At 45.8% G+C, this 18,651-nt stretch carries 19 protein-coding genes and 1 tRNA gene; 5 read left to right on the top strand and 15 right to left on the bottom strand.

The genetic code is table 11. The features are described from left to right. From PSI22_RS19425 to PSI22_RS19415, 3 genes are all read left to right on the top strand, one after another. Positions 1–438 (top strand): MT-A70 family methyltransferase (locus PSI22_RS19425; protein ID WP_273581166.1); only part of this gene is annotated, 438 nt, incomplete at its 5' end. After that, positions 431–643 (top strand): hypothetical protein, encoded by a 213-nt coding sequence (locus PSI22_RS19420; protein WP_273581165.1) that lies wholly within the window; start codon positions 431–433, stop codon positions 641–643. The genes PSI22_RS19425 and PSI22_RS19420, both read left to right, overlap by 8 nt. Next, complete coding sequence (locus PSI22_RS19415; protein WP_273581164.1) at positions 636–854, top strand: helix-turn-helix transcriptional regulator; 219 nt, start codon at positions 636–638, stop codon at positions 852–854. Before PSI22_RS19420 ends, PSI22_RS19415 begins: the two co-directional genes overlap by 8 nt. Here the strand turns inward: PSI22_RS19415 and PSI22_RS19410 are convergent. From PSI22_RS19410 to cysJ, 12 genes are all read right to left on the bottom strand, one after another. Continuing rightward, positions 822–2,024 (bottom strand): tyrosine-type recombinase/integrase, encoded by a 1,203-nt coding sequence (locus PSI22_RS19410; RefSeq protein ID WP_273581163.1) that lies wholly within the window; start codon positions 2,022–2,024, stop codon positions 822–824. The two genes, PSI22_RS19415 and PSI22_RS19410, sit on opposite strands and share 33 nt — an antisense overlap. Positions 2,025–2,188: 164 nt before the next feature. Continuing rightward, the gene (truD, locus tag PSI22_RS19405) at positions 2,189–3,238 is read right to left on the bottom strand and encodes a tRNA pseudouridine(13) synthase TruD (RefSeq protein WP_273581162.1); all 1,050 of its coding nucleotides are present in this window, start codon (positions 3,236–3,238) and stop codon (positions 2,189–2,191) included. Between the two features lie 2 nt (positions 3,239–3,240). Beyond that, positions 3,241–3,714, bottom strand: coding sequence for a 2-C-methyl-D-erythritol 2,4-cyclodiphosphate synthase (ispF, locus tag PSI22_RS19400; RefSeq protein ID WP_273581161.1), 474 nt, complete (start codon positions 3,712–3,714; stop codon positions 3,241–3,243). Next, positions 3,711–4,490 (bottom strand): 2-C-methyl-D-erythritol 4-phosphate cytidylyltransferase, encoded by a 780-nt coding sequence (gene ispD / locus PSI22_RS19395; RefSeq protein WP_273581160.1) that lies wholly within the window; start codon positions 4,488–4,490, stop codon positions 3,711–3,713. The genes ispF and ispD overlap by 4 nt, the downstream gene beginning before the upstream one ends. Before the next feature lie 5 nt (positions 4,491–4,495). Further along, positions 4,496–4,816 (bottom strand): cell division protein FtsB, encoded by a 321-nt coding sequence (ftsB, locus tag PSI22_RS19390; RefSeq protein ID WP_038181024.1) that lies wholly within the window; start codon positions 4,814–4,816, stop codon positions 4,496–4,498. 168 nt (positions 4,817–4,984) lie between these two features. Continuing rightward, positions 4,985–5,602, bottom strand: a complete 618-nt coding sequence (cysC, locus tag PSI22_RS19385; protein ID WP_273581159.1) for an adenylyl-sulfate kinase — start codon at positions 5,600–5,602, stop codon at positions 4,985–4,987. Then, positions 5,603–7,045 (bottom strand): sulfate adenylyltransferase subunit CysN, encoded by a 1,443-nt coding sequence (gene cysN, locus PSI22_RS19380; protein WP_273581158.1) that lies wholly within the window; start codon positions 7,043–7,045, stop codon positions 5,603–5,605. A gap of 11 nt (positions 7,046–7,056) precedes the next feature. Then, the gene (cysD, locus tag PSI22_RS19375; protein WP_038181032.1) at positions 7,057–7,965 is read right to left on the bottom strand and encodes a sulfate adenylyltransferase subunit CysD; all 909 of its coding nucleotides are present in this window, start codon (positions 7,963–7,965) and stop codon (positions 7,057–7,059) included. A 10-nt stretch (positions 7,966–7,975) separates the two neighbouring features. Next, positions 7,976–9,454 (bottom strand): siroheme synthase CysG, encoded by a 1,479-nt coding sequence (cysG, locus tag PSI22_RS19370; RefSeq protein WP_273581157.1) that lies wholly within the window; start codon positions 9,452–9,454, stop codon positions 7,976–7,978. A gap of 249 nt (positions 9,455–9,703) precedes the next feature. Continuing rightward, on the bottom strand, positions 9,704–10,438 hold the full coding sequence (locus PSI22_RS19365; RefSeq protein WP_273581156.1) for a phosphoadenylyl-sulfate reductase: 735 nt from the start codon (positions 10,436–10,438) through the stop codon (positions 9,704–9,706). Further along, the gene (gene cysI, locus PSI22_RS19360; protein WP_273581155.1) at positions 10,435–12,165 is read right to left on the bottom strand and encodes an assimilatory sulfite reductase (NADPH) hemoprotein subunit; all 1,731 of its coding nucleotides are present in this window, start codon (positions 12,163–12,165) and stop codon (positions 10,435–10,437) included. The genes PSI22_RS19365 and cysI overlap by 4 nt, the downstream gene beginning before the upstream one ends. Before the next feature lies 1 nt (position 12,166). Beyond that, positions 12,167–13,969: an NADPH-dependent assimilatory sulfite reductase flavoprotein subunit gene (cysJ, locus tag PSI22_RS19355; protein ID WP_273581167.1), complete on the bottom strand. Its 1,803-nt coding sequence runs from the start codon at positions 13,967–13,969 to the stop codon at positions 12,167–12,169. 258 nt (positions 13,970–14,227) lie between these two features. On the opposite strand from cysJ, the gene queD reads away from it, so the two are divergent. Next, complete coding sequence (gene queD, locus PSI22_RS19350; protein ID WP_273581154.1) at positions 14,228–14,590, top strand: 6-carboxytetrahydropterin synthase QueD; 363 nt, start codon at positions 14,228–14,230, stop codon at positions 14,588–14,590. Between the two features lie 36 nt (positions 14,591–14,626). Here queD and queE read toward each other — a convergent pair whose 3' ends face one another. Continuing rightward, on the bottom strand, positions 14,627–15,298 hold the full coding sequence (gene queE, locus PSI22_RS19345) for a 7-carboxy-7-deazaguanine synthase QueE (protein WP_273581153.1): 672 nt from the start codon (positions 15,296–15,298) through the stop codon (positions 14,627–14,629). A gap of 168 nt (positions 15,299–15,466) precedes the next feature. Here queE and PSI22_RS19340 point away from each other — a divergent pair, with 168 nt between their 5' ends. Continuing rightward, complete coding sequence (locus PSI22_RS19340; RefSeq protein WP_273581152.1) at positions 15,467–16,855, top strand: L-histidine transporter HutT; 1,389 nt, start codon at positions 15,467–15,469, stop codon at positions 16,853–16,855. A gap of 66 nt (positions 16,856–16,921) precedes the next feature. Here PSI22_RS19340 and PSI22_RS19335 read toward each other — a convergent pair whose 3' ends face one another. Next, positions 16,922–17,782, bottom strand: a complete 861-nt coding sequence (locus PSI22_RS19335) for an endonuclease/exonuclease/phosphatase family protein (protein ID WP_273581151.1) — start codon at positions 17,780–17,782, stop codon at positions 16,922–16,924. A 721-nt stretch (positions 17,783–18,503) separates the two neighbouring features. Then, positions 18,504–18,580: transfer RNA gene (locus PSI22_RS19330), tRNA-Asp, on the bottom strand. Positions 18,581–18,651 lie beyond the last annotated feature (71 nt).

The following is an 18,651-nucleotide window of genomic DNA, read 5'->3' as shown; positions in this document are numbered from 1 at the left end:
TGGGGATTCACGGTTAAGACAATGAAGCTGTTTACATGGGTGAAGTTGAACAAGCTGGCGATGCAAAGGATTGATCAGGCCATTCAGGAAGAAAGGCTGCTCGATAGCTGGGATTTCATGGAATTACTCAACACCGAAACACGGATGAACGGCGGCAATTATACCCGCAGTAACACAGAGGATGTACTGATCGCTATCAGAGGCAACGGACTGGAACGGCAATCCGCCAGTGTGAAACAGGTTGTTTATTCGTGCCTGGGTGAGCATTCGCAAAAACCGAGGGAGGTTCACCACAGGCTAGAGCAATTATATGGAGACGTACCACGCATTGAGTTATTCGCCCGTGAGTCAATGGACGGCTGGCATTTATATGGCAATGAATCACCCGTAAACAATATCGAGTTTATTAACGGAGTCAACTTCATCACCCATGACTAACGAATTCGAGAACGGACGACGACAGGTGGCAAGGGAGTGCCTGAAAGAACTCAACAACCTACCCCAATATGACGACAAAGCAGTGACCGCAATTCTCGATAAATACACACCCAAATTCAAACCACTCAACCACATGAGGTTCAGCGCTAAATCAGTGCTGGGATATTATGTGCGGATTATTCGGAAGGAGATTAAGAATGGATAAGTTATTAAACAGAGAGCAAGTTTGTGATGTTCTGTCACTCAGCAGGGCAACCCTATACAGAAAAATTGAAAGTGGACTAATACCAAAACCGCTTAAAGATGGTCGCAGTTCAAAATGGAAAGAGAGTGACTTGCAGCCTTATATCGACTCTCTTGATCGTGGATTTAGCGCCAAAATATCACGAAAGAGTGATACCACTTGCAATGCTTAACAAATGCCTCTCCCATGCTTCCATCATCTCCCGCCTTTCATTTAGATACTCAGCATGGTTATATGCAGCAACGGATCTATTTTGTTCAGCATGCGCTAACTGCTTTTCTATGACTTCGCGCCTGAATCCCATTTCATAAAGGGTTGTTGATGCAGTTGCGCGAAAGTCATGGCATGTTATGTACCTAGAACCAAATCCCATATATTCAATAGCCCTGTTTAATGTACTCTCTCCAATGGGCTTACTGGGGGTATTAATGCCGGGGAAAATCAATCCCTGCTCATTATCACCAAACAGAACTTCGAGCTTTCTAAAGCATTCCAACATCCGATCAGTCAAAGGGACGCTGTGAGCTCGTTTCATTTTCATTCGTTCAGCTTTTATAACCCATATCTGGTTATCGAAGTCAATCTCATCCCAAGTTGCTTGCCTTAACTCAGCTTGGCGAACAAATACAAACGGCAACAATCCCAGTGCTAGTTTTGTTTGAGAATAGACCCTAGCTTTTTCCAGCCTGTCGAAATAGAGCTTAATTTCCTCGTTAGGAAGACAGCGTGAATGCTGTGTCTTGGGGCGAATAATTGCACCTTTCAAGGCTGCGGCCGGATCATATTCAGCCCTGAGTGTTGACACTGCATAACAGAAAATGGCGGAACACCATTGTCTAATTTTTAACGCTGATGAAGCTGATCCTCTCGCCTCCATTGATTTCAAGACTTTCAAGATGTCATGGGCGCTAACTTCTTTGATGGGTTTATCACCAAATGCTGGATAGCAATTTTTATCCAAGAACATTTTTACCTGTTCAAGCGTTCCGCTTTCCCAATTAGGGGCTTTTTTACTTATCCACTCCAAAGCGATAGACCTGAAAGTGTTCTCCCTCTCAATTTCAACCAAATACTTTTCTTGCTTCCTAACCTCTGTTGGGTTGAATCCCTTTTTTACCTGCTCTTTTGCCCAATCGCGCTCTTTTCTGGCATCAGCCAGACCAATATACGGATATTCCCCAATAGTGTATCGACTGTCTTTAGTTGGCGTTAACCAAAAACGATATCTCCAGAACTTAGCGCCAGTAGGTCTAATCTCAAGATATAGCCCATTGCCATCAGGCAAGTTATAGGGCTTATCTTTTGATTTGGCATTTTTGATTTTGGTATCAGTTAATGGCATGACAGGACAACTCCGGACAAGATAGTGTTGTCCTGTAAGTTGTCCTGTTTTTTGTGAGCTGTCAAGAGATAAGCTGAGACATCATGAGACTAACAATCCTTATCTATCCTGCTATTATAACAATTAATGAGACATTGTGAGATGTAATGAATCATTGATGCAGATTACTCAGCAATATCCGCAGCATTATTTTGATCCTGATTGATAAGTTCTCTGACGACACTGGTTGCAAAACTGCCTGATGGCAGTGAGAAATGGAGGGTGACGGTTTGCTCATCCAACCATTCCCAGTTCAGATTGAGTGGTTGCACCAAGATTGCCCTGCGCACACTTTCCACGCGTTCACGTTTGACCAATGACCATAGTGATGCGTAATCTAACAGGCAATGCTGTTCGAAATCCAATGCCTGATACTGAGTACCCAGCGCTTTGTCGCCAGGCAAAGGTGCTGTTATCTGCAATTCACCATCCATGATTCGTTGCTGTAATACAGGCAGTTCAAGTTCATCTGCAACAAACCAGCTACCGCGCCCCGTTAGCTGTAAGGCATCCCCGTTCAATACCTGCCGATGCGTATCCTGAGCGATCCGCAGACTAGCAATGGTATTAAACATGGCACTGCGGCTGGCAGAAAGGTAAAAACTGCGGCGGCTGCGTTCCTTGACCTGGATTTCATTATCCGCCCAGCGCTGTGCCTGAACAAGATTTTGCCCATCCCGCCCGAAACGCTGTTCACCAAAATAATTCGGCACACCTGCCTGTGCAATCTGCTGCAAGCGTTTTTCCACAGATTGCCTGTCAGAAATTTGCCTCAATACAAGAGTGAAATCATTACCCTTCAAGGCGCCAATCCGTAGTTTGCGTTTTTGGCGAGAAGTGGCCAAAACTTCACATCCTTCCAGCTGGAACGCAGTTAAATCCGGATCTTGTTTTCCTGGCAGATGCACGCAAAACCACTGCTCTGTGACTGCGTTACGGTCTTTTAATCCCGCGTAACTGACAGAGCGCGCCGGTATTTTGGCAAAACGCGCAAGGTGATCAGCAACAAACTGGGTGTTACATCCTGTCTTGCGGATATGTACCATTAAATGTTCGCCTTCTCCATCAGGAAAAAATCCTAAATCTTCACGAACAATAAAATCTTCTGGTGAGGCTTTGACTACGCCAGTCGCTTCTGGCTGCCCATAAAGCCAGTGTAATTCACTTAATGTCATGCTTATTCCTTCACCAGCAAAGCCACGGCTTCGCAGGCAATACCTTCTTTACGGCCAACAAATCCCAGTTTTTCAGTCGTTGTTGCCTTAACGTTAATATCATCCATATGGCATTCAAGATCTTCTGCCAGATTGACCCGCATCTGAGGAATATGCGGCAGCATTTTCGGCGCCTGAGCAATAATGGTGATGTCAAGATTACCAATCCGATAGCCTTTTTCACGGATACGGCGATAGGCTTCCTTCAGCAGTTCACGGCTATCTGCACCTTTAAAGGCCGGATCGGTATCTGGAAACAGTTTACCAATATCTCCCAGTGCCGCCGCACCCAATAAAGCATCCGTAGCCGCATGTAGGGCCACATCACCATCAGAATGGGCTATCAGCCCCTGTTCATAAGGAATGCGAACACCGCCGATGACCAGAGGCCCTTCTCCGCCAAATTTATGCACATCAAAACCGTGTCCAATTCTCATACGATATGTTCCTTTGATTTTCGGGAGAGGTAAAACTCCGCCAATGCCAGATCTTCCGGTTGAGTGACTTTTATATTGTCTGCCCGTCCATGTACCAGCACAGGGTGATAGCCACAATATTCCAGTGCCGAAGATTCGTCCGTGATACACGCTTGTTCTGCAAGCGCTTTTGCCAGGCAATCACGTAATAGCTGTAAGGGAAATAACTGCGGGGTCAGAGCATGCCAGAGGCCTCTGCGATCAACGGTATGATCAATGGTGGATGGTTCTTCCTCGGATGGCATCACCATGCGCTTCATGGTGTCCCTGACAGGAGCAGCCAGAAGCCCGCCACAGACAGCCGGAGACGGTGTACTTCTATTGATGAGCTGTAGCAGATTATCGAGATCATCACAATGTAAGCAAGGGCGGGCAGCATCGTGTACCAAAACCCAAACTGAACTGTCTGTCGACAGGCTCGCCAGATAATCCAGCCCTGCCAGTACCGAATCAGCTCGCTCCGCTCCTCCCACCACTGTGGTTATTCGTGGGTCAGAAGCAATCGCAAGCCGCCCGAATTGATTATCCGCAGAGTTCAGCGCAACAATGACTCGCTGTATGCGGGGATGTTCAAGTAATGCTGCCAATGTATGTTCAATAATGGTTTTACCAGCAAGCGGGAGGTATTGTTTTGGGCAATCTGATTTCATCCGGCTACCGATCCCCGCAGCAGGGATCAATGCGACAATATCAGCAAGAGAAGTATCAGCAGGAGAATGAAATATTGGGTTATTCATTTTGATTATTGTTTACTATTTTCTTTCAAAGATTGTTGCGCATTGTGTTTAGAAGTATCAGGCACCAGACGGTAAAAAGATTCTCCCGGCTTAATCATACCCAATTCATTACGAGCACGTTCTTCAATCGCTTCTTGACCTTTTTTCAGATCTTTAATTTCAGCAAATAGCTGGTTGTTGCGCGCTCTAAGGGTAATATCAGCGCTATTCCGCCTGGCAACCTCATCTTTCACCCACACATAATCGTGAATACCATTTTTGCCGAACCACAGCGAGTACTGTAACCAGCCGAGTAAAACCAATAATAGTAGCGTTAGTTTGCCCATCTCCTCCCCCTGAAAAACCCGCTAATCATCCCACAACTGAGGGAATGACGCCACTATCACAAAACATGATCACAAGACGTGATGGAAAAGTACTGGATGAGATGAGTGTAGAAACACATTATTCCACTCGCAATAATGTGTTTCTTAACGGCTCAGTAGGTATGGTGATCAAATAGGCAGAAAGCCGTGGTTGTGCAGCGCAGCAAGCAATTTTTCTATCGATGATTCAACAGGCAGTGAGCCATCTAAATAGATGTCGGGCTGTTCTGGTGCCTCGTAAGCTGAATCAATTCCCGTGAAGTTAAGCAGCTCCCCCGCTCGCGCTTTTTTATACAAGCCTTTCGGATCACGGGCTTCACATATCGCCAACGGCGTATCCACAAAAACTTCAATAAATCGATCTTCCCCCATCAATTCACGTAGTTTTTGCCGTTCAGCTCTATGAGGAGAAATAAACGCCGTTAAGACTACTAGCCCAGCATCAACCATCAATTTTGAGACTTCTCCGATACGCCGGATATTCTCTCGTCGTTCAGTTTCAGAAAACCCCAAATCGCTGCACAAGCCATGACGCAGATTATCCCCATCCAGTAAATAGGTTCTGATTCTCCGCGAAAACAGGGCTTGTTCCAGTGCTCCTGCAAGTGTGGATTTCCCTGAGCCAGATAATCCGGTAAACCAGATGACTAAAGCAGGATGCCCATTCACTGCTTCCCTTTGCTTTCTGTCCAACATATGTGAATGCCAAACGACATTGGAAAACGTGTGTTCCTTGATCTGAGACACTTATTTGCCTCCCAGTAAATCACGCGCACCCCAGTGTGGAAAATGACGGCGAACCAATCGATTGAATTCCAATTCAAACTCGCTGTACTCCTTCGGCTCTTCGTAAACTTCGGTTTGAATTTCACGTACCAGACCCGCACCGACAGTCACATTGGTCAGACGATCAATCAGGATAATACCGCCGGTATCGGCGTTTTGCGGGTAACTATCGATCAACAGTGGCTCATCAAATGAGAATTCCACCAGCCCAATGGCGTTCAGTGGCAATTCAACCGCCACTTTTTGCGTCAGGTTTGTGATATCCACCTGATATTGAACATTATCGACTTTCCCACGGCTTTTTTTGCCCGCAACCTTGATATCCAAGCTTTGCCCCTGGATCAGCGGCTGCTCAGACATCCATACAACATCCACCAATGCATGACGTGCTACGGTCATATGATCTTCAACGGCAATCAGCAGGTCACCACGGCTGATATCAATTTCATCTTTCAGCACGACGGTGATCGCCTCACCAGGTACGGCAAATGGCAGATCTCCGTCAAAAGTTACAATCCGTTCTACGGTGGAAATCACACCTGAGGGCATGACTTTGATTTGCTGGCCTTGACGTAAAATACCCGATGACAGTGTGCCACTGTACCCGCGAAAATCGAGATCAGGGCGATTGACATATTGCACCGGAAAACGCAGGGGCTGATCTATTGCTTTTTTCTTCACATCAACGGTTTCAAGAGTATCCAGTAAAGTTTCCCCTGTATGCCATGCCATTTTTTCGCTGCGACTGACGATATTGTCCCCCTCCAGCGCCGAGATAGGTACGAAATAAATGTGCAGGTCAGTCGGTAATTGGCCGGCGAAATCCCAATAATCCTGTTTGATCTGTTCATAAATATCCTGTCGATAATCCACCAGATCCATTTTATTCACCGCCACGACCAAGTGACGAATGCCCAACAGGGTACTGATAAAACTGTGTCGACGTGTCTGCTCCTGCACACCTTTTCGCGCATCGATCAGTAAAATGGAGAGATCGCTGGTTGAAGCTCCCGTTGCCATATTACGGGTATACTGTTCATGCCCCGGTGTATCCGCGATGATGAATTTGCGTTTTTCCGTGGAGAAATAACGGTATGCCACGTCAATGGTGATACCTTGTTCCCGCTCGGCGGCAAGACCATCCACCAATAGCGCCAGATCCAGTTTCTCACCTTGTGTTCCCAGCCGTTTGCTGTCGTTTTGTAATGTCGCAAGCTGATCTTCATAAATTTGGCGGGTATCGTGCAGCAGGCGGCCAATTAATGTGCTTTTGCCATCATCTACGCTACCGCAGGTCAAAAAACGCAGTAGTCCCTTTTCCTGCTGTATCCGCAGGTAGGCTTCCACCCCACCCTGCTGTTTGATCTGGCTGGCGATGGTTTCATTGTGTGCAAGTGCGGGCATATCTGGCCTCCTCAAAAATAACCCTGACGTTTTTTCAACTCCATCGAGCCGGACTGATCACTGTCGATAAGCCGTCCCTGCCGCTCACTGGTTGTCGATATCAACATTTCTTCTATGATTTCCGGCAGCGTTTCGGCTTCTGATTCCACAGCGCCAGTCAGTGGCCAACAGCCAAGTGTTCTGAAGCGAACTTTTCGCTGGCTGATGACTTCACCTGATTTCAGATCGATACGAGCGTCGTCAACCATAATCAATGCACCATCACGCTGAATGACCGGACGGGGTTTGGCGAAGTAAAGAGGGACGATGTCTATCTGCTCCAGATAGATGTATTGCCAGATATCCAATTCAGTCCAGTTGGATAACGGGAATACGCGGATGCTTTCCCCTTTGTTGATCTGGCCGTTATAGTTACGCCAGAGTTCTGGACGCTGGTTCTTGGGGTCCCAACGATGGGAACGATCACGGAATGAGTAAATGCGCTCTTTGGCCCGGGATTTTTCTTCATCACGCCTTGCCCCACCAAATGCCGCATCAAATCGATATTTATCCAGAGCCTGTTTCAGCCCTTCCGTTTTCATGATGTCGGTGTGTTTTGCACTGCCATGGATAAAAGGGTTAATTCCCAGTGCTTCACCTTGTGGGTTACGATAAACCAGCAATTCAAAGCCGTATTTTTCTGCTGTATGATCACGGAAGTCATACATTTCACGGAATTTCCATCCCGTATCAACGTGCAGTAAGGAAAAAGGCAATTTTCCCGGATAGAACGCCTTGCGTGCGAGATGCAGCATCACCGAGGAATCTTTACCAATAGAATAAAGCATAACGGGATTGGCAAATTCGGCAGCCACTTCGCGAATAATATGGATGCTTTCAGCTTCGAGTTGCTGCAAGTGTGTCAGTTTTTTTTCGTCCATTGACCGCTCCTTATACGAAATCAACAACAGCAGGGCGACTTATTTGAGCAACAGATTGTTTCTGATCAACGGCTTGTGTTTGATCAACAGACTGTTGCCCGAACCATGCTATCTGGTGGTGGAGTTGAGCCACCTCTCCCACCACCAGCAATGCAGGCGATGGCGCTTTCTGTGCCAACCGTTCCAGTTCGGACAAGGTTCCGGTCAGCACCTGCTGTTCTGGACGAGTTCCGCAGCCGATCACGGCTACTGGGGTATTGGCATCTCGTCCATGTGAAATCAATTTCTGGCTGATCAGGGCGGCTTTTATGATACCCATGTAAATTGCCAGTGTTTGATTGCCCCGCGCCAATGCAGGCCAATCCAGTTCATCGCCATTTTCACGGCAGTGCCCTGTAATAAAGGTGACACTTTGGGAGTGCTCTCTGTGTGTCAGTGGAATACCGGCATAAGCAGAAGCGCCCACCGCCGCGGTAATACCGGGTACTACCTGAAAGGGAATCCCCGCTTCAGCGGCAACCTGCAATTCTTCTCCACCACGACCGAAAATGAACGGATCGCCCCCTTTCAGACGAACCACTTTTTTCCCCTGATGCGCCAGTTTAATGATTAATGCATTGGTCTCTTCCTGAGCCACTGAGTGATTTCCTGCTCTTTTACCAACACAGATTTGATCTGCATCGCGGCGTACCAATTCCAGAATCTCTGCACTGACCAGATGGTCATAAAGCACAACGTCAGCCTGCTGAATCACTTGTAAACCTTTTAAGGTCAGCAATCCCGGATCACCCGGCCCTGCCCCTACCAAAGCCAATTCGCCCTGTTTGCCGGCTGACGCGAGTTGTTCATTGACCCGTTGTTCATCGATCAATTGTTCATCGAGTTGTGCTTCTGCCTGCTGTAATTGCCCGTTGGCTACCAATGTGGCAAAACGCCCATTCAAGGCTTTTTCCCAAAAGTGGCGCCGCTGGCGTATGGAGGTCAGGCGCTGTTTCACGCGCTCACGCCAGCGCCCTGCAATCTCTGCCATGATGCCAAGATGAAAGGGCAGTAGGGATTCCAGTTTTTCTCGCAGCAATTTCGTCAGTACCGGGGATTTTCCTGCGGATGAAATCGCTACCATAATCGGGGAACGATCAATAATTGAGGGGAAAATAGCAGAGCAAAGCGGTTGATCATCCACCACATTGACCAAAATAGCGCGAGCATTGGCCTCAGCAAAAATGTGCTGGTTCAAATCGTGGTCATCCGTCGCCGCAATAACCAAAAATACGCCATCAAGATATTCTGTTCGAAACCCACCCTGCCTCCATTCAAATTCCGCTTTTTGATAGCGTTGTTGCAGCTCAAAATGCAATTCAGGGGCGACTATCGTTAACGCCGCACCCGCGCGCAGCAACAGGCTTGCCTTACGAGCAGCCACCTCTCCACCTCCAACCAGCAATACGGGTCGGGATTTTAACTCAACAAATAAGGGTAAATAGTCCACGGTGACATGCCATCCAGTGTTAGAGTCTTCTCATAATCTTTTATTATTATGATTATTAGAGAATGAATATATGAGGCTAAGATCCGGTTATGAAATGACAAAAAGGAATTATTAGTTCCTGAATCGCATAAGCTAATTTTTTAGTATGTTACAGAGTTAACCACGCGAAATATTCAGGGTAAGAACAGACCGCACCTCTTTCTTAAGAGGTGCAACCCAATATAAATCCATGTCATCCGTCATATTGGCTTAACTTTCGTGCAAACCACACTCCCGTTTCAAGCCAAAAAAGCGGGTTTGCTCTTCGCTCATGCCCGGCTGCCACTTTTGAGTTGTATGGGTATCCCCCACAGAGAGGTAGCCCTGTTCCCATAGCGGATGGTATTCAAGACCCTGCTGCGCCAAATATTGATGCACTCGGCGATTATCCCAATCAACAATAGGCAGGATTTTGAAAACATCGCGCTGAACTGCCAGCACAGGTAAATTAGCGCGGCTTTCCGATTGCTGGCGGCGTAACCCTGCAAACCAGCTTTGTACATGCAGTGATTTCAATGCACAGTTCATCGGATCAACTTTATTGATCTGGTTATAGCGCTCAATGCCTTCCACTCCCTGTTCCCACAATTTGCCATAACGCGATTCCTGCCAGGCAGGAGAATGTTCTGCCCGGAAAACCTTCAAGTTCAGTTTCAGTTTGTCAGTCAGCTTATCGATAAATTGGTAAGTTTCGGGGAACAAATAGCCGGTATCCGTGAGGATCACAGGAATATCAGGATATTCCTGTGTCACCAAATGCAGGCAGACGGCGGCCTGAATGCCAAAACTGGAAGAAAGCACGAATTCGCCAGATAGATGTTCCAATGCCCAGCGAACGCGCTGGCGGGCATCCAGCAATTCCAGTTGTTGATTGATATCAGCCAATGCTTCGGTGCGCTGCCCGTGGTTCAATGCCAGCAATTCTGCTAAATGAAGCTGGCTCATAACGCCTCCTGCCAGTCGTAAAAATCAAGGGCTGAGTTCAGGACAGGTTTGATAATGTCGGCACGAACCAGGAAATCTCCAAAGCATTCATTAGTATTACGTTCCGCTGACCAGCGACCAATCAATTCATCCAGTATCACCAGGATCTCTGCTGAAGTGATATTCTCCCTGTACATGCGAGGAATTCGGCTGCCAACCCGGTTTCCACCGAGGTGAAGGTTATAGCGATCCTGAGCTTTACCTACCAGTCCTATTTCTGCCAGCATCGCCCTGCCGCATCCATTCGGGCAGCCTGTTACACGCAGGACGATATGTTCGTCAGGAACACCGTGTTTCTCCATTAATGCATCGACATAATCGATAAATGTCGGCAAGAAACGTTCAGCTTCCGCCATCGCCAGTGGGCAAGTTGGAAATGAAACGCACGCCATGGAATGGTGACGCAGGAATGTCACGCTATTATCTATTAAGCCGTGTGTGCGGGCGATTTCTTCAATGCGTGCTTTTTCGCTTTCGGGTACTCCCGCCACAATCAGGTTTTGATTGGCCGTCAGACGGAAATCACCTTTGTGGATTTTCGCAATTTCCGCGATCCCCGTTTTTATCGGTTTGTTGGGGTAATCCAACAGACGACCATTCTCAATAAACAAAGTCAGGTGCCATTGATCATCAATGCCTTTCAACCAGCCAATTTGATCCCCGCGACCCGTAAATTCATACGGACGAATGGCCTCAAAGTGCACTCCTGCCCGTTTTTCCACTTCCTGTTTGAAGGTTTCGACACCAACTCGTTCAAGGGTATATTTGGTCTTGGCATTTTTTCGTTCAGTCCGGTTGCCCCAATCACGCTGTGTTGTCACCACGGCTTCCGCAATCGACAATGTGTGTTCCAGTGGAATAAAGCCAAACTCACTCGCCAGACGAGGAAAAGTGTTCTTATCACCGTGGGTCATAGCTAATCCGCCACCCACCAGCACGTTAAAGCCGATCAATTGGTCATTTTCGGCAATGGCAATGAAGTTCAGGTCATTGGCATGGAGATCGACATCATTTTGCGGCGGGATAACCACTGATGTTTTGAATTTCCTAGGCAGATAAGTTGACCCAAGAATAGGCTCTTCATCGGTAGTCGCTACTTTTTCTTTATCCAGCCAGATTTCGGCATAAGCGCTCGTGCGTGGCAGTAGGTGTTCCGATATTTTTTTCGCCCATTCATAAGCCTGCTGGTGCAAAGCCGACTGCACCGGATTTGATGTGCAAAGTACGTTACGGTTGACGTCGTTGGCCGTTGCCAATGAATCCAGCCCCATTTTTGCCAGCAACTGATGCGCGGGTTTGAGGTTGTTTTTCAAAATGCCATGAAACTGGAACGTTTGTCGGTTGGTCAACCGGATGCTGCCGTATAGGGTGTCTTCTGTCGCAAACTGATCAATACCCAGCCATTGAGTGGGGGTGATAATGCCTCCCGGCAAGCGACAACGCAGCATCATGGCGTGACGGGGTTCAAGTTTTTGCTCCGTCCGCTCCGCTCTGATGTCACGGTCATCCTGTTGATACATACCGTGGAAACGGATCAGGAGAAAGTTATCCCCCTCAAATCCGCCTGTCAGCCCATTTTTTAAATCTTCGCTGATCGTTCCCCGCAAATAGTCGCTATCTAATTTCATGCGTTCACTGTCAGCGAGTTTACCTTCAACCTTCAAAGGACCTTGTTTTTCATTGCTCATGTTAGTAAACATCCCTCTGATAACGGCGCTCAAGGCGCAGTTCACTCAAGAATTCATCAGCCTGTTCAGCATCCATGCCACCCTGTTGTGAAATGATATCCAGCAATGCCTGCTCCACATCTTTGGCCATACGATTGGCATCACCACAGACGTACAAATGTGCACCATCCTGAACCCAGCGCCAGATTTCTTTTCCCTGCTCACGCAGTTTGTCCTGTACATAGATTTTGTGTTGTTGATCCCGTGACCATGCCAAGTCAATGCGGGTCAGCAAGCCATCTTTGGCATAGCGCTGGAATTCAACCTGATAGAGAAAATCTTCAACGAAATGTGGATTACCAAAGAACAACCAGTTTTTGCCTTCAGACCCCTGATTGTCACGCTGTTGCAGAAATGCCCGAAACGGTGCAACGCCCGTACCTGGCCCAATCATAATGACAGGTGTCTGCGGATCAGCAGGTAAGCGGAAGTTATCGTTATGTTCGATAAAGATGCGGATGTTGTCATCTTCCTGCAATCGATCAGCCAGACAGCCCGATGCGCCACCCGTACGGGCACGCCCTTCTATCTCATAGCGAACCACGCCAACCGTAACGTGTACTTCATTTTCAACTTCAGTCTGTGAGGAGGAGATGGAATAGAGACGCGGCGTCAAGGGGCGCAGTAAGTCGATAAACTGCTGGGCTTCTGGACATAAGGCCGCTTGCCTGACCATATCCACAATAGGCGTTTTTTGTGCGTACTGTTGCAATGCCTGTTTGTCAGCAATTAAAGCGAGAAGTTTTTGTTCTTTCGCCAATACCGCATATTTTTCAACAATTACCCCTGTATTCTGAGTCAGCTCAACATGGCTGATCAGCGCCTGACGCAGTGGCAGTGATTTCCCATGCACATTAACCTGCTCAGATCCTGTCAGCCAAAGCAATTCAATCAATTCATCCACCAATGCAGGATCATTTTCGAACCAGACACCCAGCGCATCTCCGGGCTGATAATGCAAGCCGGAATCCCCCAGATCAATTTCAATATGGCGAACATCTTTGTCTGAACCGCGCCCCGTTATTCTTTGGTTGGTCAGGAGCGAAGCGGTCAGTGGCGCGTCTTTGGTATAAGGGCTGGAAATGATTTCACTGACAGAACCCACTTGATTGACAGTGATGCCAGCTTGTGTCTGGGCTGGCAGGCGCTGTTTTAAAACTTCCGTTATTTGTTGACGCCACTGTGCTGCTTGCTCTTGATATTCCACATCGGCATCAATACGCTCCAGTAATCGTTGTGCACCCAGTTCATTCAGACGATGGTCAAAGTCTTTCCCAGCCTGACAGAAGTTTTCATAAGAGGTATCCCCCAGACCAAATACGGCATAAGCCGTCTCTTTCATTGATGGCGCTTTTTTGGAGTTCAAATATTTATACAGTGCCACCGCTTCTTCGGCAGGTTCACCTTCACCTTGTGTCGAAGCAATAATAATCAATACCCGTTCTTGTGCGATTTGCTTGAATTTATAATCGCCCGCATTAACCAAGTTCACATTTAGCTTTTCTGCCAATAACGAGTCTCTGAGCTGTTCGGCTAAACGACGGGCATTTCCTGTTTGTGAGGCAGAGATCAGTGTGACAGTTTCCGATATAGGGACGGCTGGTGTAACGGCTTCAGTTTGTGGCTTTTGATTTACCATTCCCCAGAAATAGCCCGATAACCACGCCAATTGATGTGGAGAAAAATCACCGATTGCAGATTGCAAACGTGATAATTGTTCAGGAGAAACCGGTAATAATGCAGTTGAAGGTGGTTTTGTGGTCATGATCCCGTGCCCTTTGCTATAGCCAATATCCATGATATAGAAATCTATACATGGATTAATCATAAGGTTATCCCAGAATAAGATGAGATTTTAAAGAAAGGTTTGCAATATCTCATAACTAAAATGCCTAACTTTATTTACAGATTTCATATATCGATAAAGCTGTTAAGCGTTGTGCTTTATTCCTCCAGAAAAATCACGTTATGCTTGTAAAGTTCAGGTAGAATAGCCGGCCTTTTGGAATCAGAGAAAAGCATCATGAGCACTACCATCTTTAAAGATTTTCAATTTGAAGCGGCGCATCGCCTGCCACATGTTCCTGAAGGACATAAATGTGGGCGTCTGCATGGGCACTCATTCATGGTACGTCTGGAAATTACCGGAGAGGTTGATCCTCTTAACGGATGGATCATGGATTTTGCCGATGTAAAAGCCGTATTTAAGCCGATTTGGGAACGGCTCGATCACAACTATCTCAATGAAATTCCTGGGCTGGAAAATCCAACCAGCGAAGTTTTAGCTAAGTGGATCTGGGAAAAGTTAAAACCAACTCTGCCCCAACTCAGTGCCGTCATGGTAAAAGAGACTTGTAGCGCAGGTTGTATCTATCGTGGCGAATAGAACACTCAGCACCAGAGTCTGGTGCTGAGTGAAACATCAGGCGATATTTAAGTATTTGTGTGTCTGCATCGAAAAACGCCAGTTACGAGCAATGCAAGTTTCAATACACAGGCGGGTTGCTTCTTCTTTCTGACTGATGGGCTGTAAGGCAATAACCGGATCTGCCTTTTCATCGAGCATCGTCAGCAGTTCATCCAATGCTTCAATATCGCGCTCCCTTCCAACTGGATGCTTGATTTCATTCGCACGGTTCATGGCTTCAGGTAATACCTGATATCCGCCACGCATTTTCACTTTCGGTGAAACTGTGACCCACGTTTTTTCAGAACACCGGATCGCATGTGTACCACTGGTTTCTATCTGACACTGATAGCCTTCACTTTCCAATGTTTCGGTCAAGGGACATAGATCATACAGGCACGGTTCACCTCCGGTAATGACGATATGGCGCGCCGTATAACCCTGACGGATGAATAAGTTAATAATTTGTCTTGCAGTGGCGGCTCCCCATGTATCACTATCCTGCGATTTCACTAGGATGTTTTCCATAGGCTGTTGTTTATCAGCCTCTTTTTCCCACGTATGTTTGGTATCACACCAACTGCACCCTACCGGACATCCCTGTAAGCGGATGAAAACCGAAGGCACACCGGTAAACACGCCTTCTCCCTGCAAAGTTTGAAAAATTTCATTTATTGGGTAAATCATAAAAAAACTCTGGTTTTACTAAACTGCCGGGTATTATTACAGATATCTATCCCGCGAACATCCATCTTTATGGTATTGTACGGGGTTGCTTTTGCTGGTATTTGACGCCAGACAGAGCATTGTATGCCTGAAATACTCTTTGGCATGAAAGATAGATGGGAATAACGAATGCAACATAATGAAAATCAGCTTAAACAGGGCCTGAGCGTGCGGCATATTCGCTTTATGGCTTTAGGCTCTGCAATAGGCACTGGGCTGTTTTATGGCTCGGCAGCGGCGATTCAGCATGCTGGCCCTGCTGTATTGCTGGCCTATTTAATCGGCGGTGCTGCCGTATTTATGGTGATGAGAGCACTTGGCGAAATGGCCGTTCACCATCCCGTTTCCGGTTCTTTTTCACAATATGCCAGCCATTATCTGGGACCTTTGGCCGGCTTTCTGACCGGTTGGATTTATGTTCTTGAAATGCTGTTTGTTTGTCTGGCTGATATCACCGCATTCGGCATGTATATGAGGCTATGGTTCCCACACGTCGATCAATGGATTTGGGTGCTGGGTATTGTATGTTTTATCGGTTCCCTGAATCTGTGCCATGTAAAAATCTTCGGTGAAATGGAATTCTGGCTTTCTATCGTCAAAGTTACCGCCATCATTGCTATGATCATCGGCGGCATCATAATTATGATCTACGGTTTTGGTCAATCAACTGAACATGCTACCGGTATTTCCAATTTATGGGAGCATGGCGGCTTTATGCCAAATGGTATCAGTGGAGTGATTGCCTCATTTGCGATTGTTATGTTCGCTTTTGGTGGCATAGAAGTGATCGGTATCACTGCCAGTGAAGCGAAAAACCCAGAAAAAACGATTCCTAAAGCAATCAATGCCGTTCCATTCCGTATTTTGATCTTCTATGTCCTGACGCTGTGTATTCTGATGTGCATCTATCCATGGAATCAGATTGATCAGAATGCAAGCCCATTTGTACAGATTTTTTCCAATCTGGGAATTAATTCAGCAGCGAATATTTTAAATGTCGTCGTGATTACTGCCGCTATTTCAGCCATCAACAGCGATATTTTTGGTGCAGGCAGAATGATGTACGGCATGGCTCAGGAAAGACAAGCTCCTGAAGCATTCAAGAAACTGACCCGTAATGGTGTACCGTGGATGACCGTGCTTGTCATGACTATGGTTCTATTACTTGGCGTATGGCTGAATTTCTTGATCCCTAATGATATTTTTATCCTTATCGCGTCTGTTGCAACATTTGCAACCGTCTGGGTGTGGCTGATGATTTTAATTTCTCACGTTGCCATGCGCCGCCAAATGAGTGCAGAAGACATCAAGTCATTAAAATTTCCCGTTCCAATGTGGCCAATTGCGCCTGCAATTACGATCGTTTTCATGGTCGGTGTCATCGTGTTGCTCGGCTATTTTGAGCAAACAAGGGATGCTCTATATGTTGGGATAGGTTGGGTGTTAGTCCTCACACTAGCTTATTCCTTCTGTGTGAAGAAGAAATTATCAACAAATCATCGCTCTACTAACCAATAAGACTTGAAAAAGTGTCGGTACGTTAGAGCTGCCGGCGCTTTTTTTCTTCAGCATTTCCTCCATCGTTTATAAAGAGAAATTGACAATCAATGGATTGTGATCAGAAGCCATTGTAGTTAAGACTGCCGCATTTAACACTTTCAATTCACGATAAAAAACAAAGTCTAATGGTTTGCCAAAAACAATCGTTCTGTGATCATCATTAAAATAAACTTCTTTCAATTGCATACGCTGAGCAAATCGCACCAATACTTTCAACCTCCGACGGCTCCACGCATTAAAATCCCCAGCAAAAATCACGGGTCCATGATGCAAATTGATATGAATACCAATGTTATTCAATTGCCGACTGTAAACGTCAACACCAAGGCTAAAATTGATCGCATGCACGTTTATCACCATCAATTGACGATCATCTGGTAATGGATAAATCGTAATCAGTGAGGATTTTGAGAGTCGCAATATCGGCTCTTTTTCACGTAATGGGTAGCAATAGACGGGAGAAGAAGATGCTAAGGTCATTACGCCAGATGGATGCTGAGGGATGGAAAATGCAGGGACTTGATCTGCAACTAAACCACTGGCTGTAACGAATTTCAGTAAATCAGGCGTTGTTTGCGCTTCCTGCAATAAAATAAGCTGACTGCTCTCAATCAAAGAACCCAAAACTTCTTGCCATGATGGACGCTGTTGTTTGTAAATATTCCAGATGGCAACGCAAAGCTCATGATTGCGGGCTGGTAATGGTTTCCCATGTGGTAATGAGTTGTCTTCAAGTAATCGTTTAGATGTAGGTAAAACTCTCTCTACGGGCTGATCTGCAACATACCGCATTGCATAGTTTTTTTGGTCAGAGTTTTTCTTAGCGTACCTCCTTCTTTCATGGCCTCTTCTCACATAGCTTCTAACCAAGTTAACCCCCATCACATATCGACAATCTATTCACCTAATATGACATGTCAATTATTGATTTCAATCTATTACGTACAAAAATTTAATATATCGGTATAACAATATATTAATAGAACATTTAATAATGCAGAATTAGAATCATGTTGATATTAATATTAAATTAGATATAAGAATATAAATTAATATATTCCATTCTTATGGTATATATAATTATTGGCGATTAAAACTATTTAAAAAAACAATATGATAATATGGCTTATATTGCCAATTAAATATATAAAAATAAATTAATTTATTTTATATAACCTTTTTTTATTTATTTTTTCCTTAATTTAAAATTATGAATGATGCTAATTTAGACTTCAGTTCTGCATCTTCAGATAATACATTCGTACGCATTGCCCATTCTAAGCCACTGAAATGGATAACATAGATCTACAATAAATTTTGATTTCTGGACAGTTAATTTCTTTAGCAATGGCTATAAGGCTCATCTGTACGATTACAACTACGATGATGTAGTCGGTATTATGGGCGAAGCGGTACTGCGATACTGTTGAATTTTTGCGATGATAGACGGCTATCTCTAGGCAGAGTTATTTTTATAAGAAAAGTAAAGACGTTCACACTCAATATTCACTAACAAATTTTTTCGTGTCCTTAAATTTGATCATGTCACCAGAATAAGAAAACAGAAAAACCCCTGAGATAAATCTCAGGGGTTTTCGAAATAAGGTGGCGGTGCGGACGGGACTCGAACCCGCGACCCCCGGCGTGACAGGCCGGTATTCTAACCAACTGAACTACCGCACCACCGAATTTCTTTTATCCATTTGACTGGAACTTCAGCCGGCTTCTGCTTATGAGCCGGACTGGCTAAATAA

The sequence above is a fragment of the Xenorhabdus aichiensis genome (assembly GCF_028598775.1).
Taxonomy (GTDB): domain Bacteria; phylum Pseudomonadota; class Gammaproteobacteria; order Enterobacterales; family Enterobacteriaceae; genus Xenorhabdus; species Xenorhabdus bovienii.
This window is presented reverse-complemented; position numbering and strand designations above follow the sequence as displayed.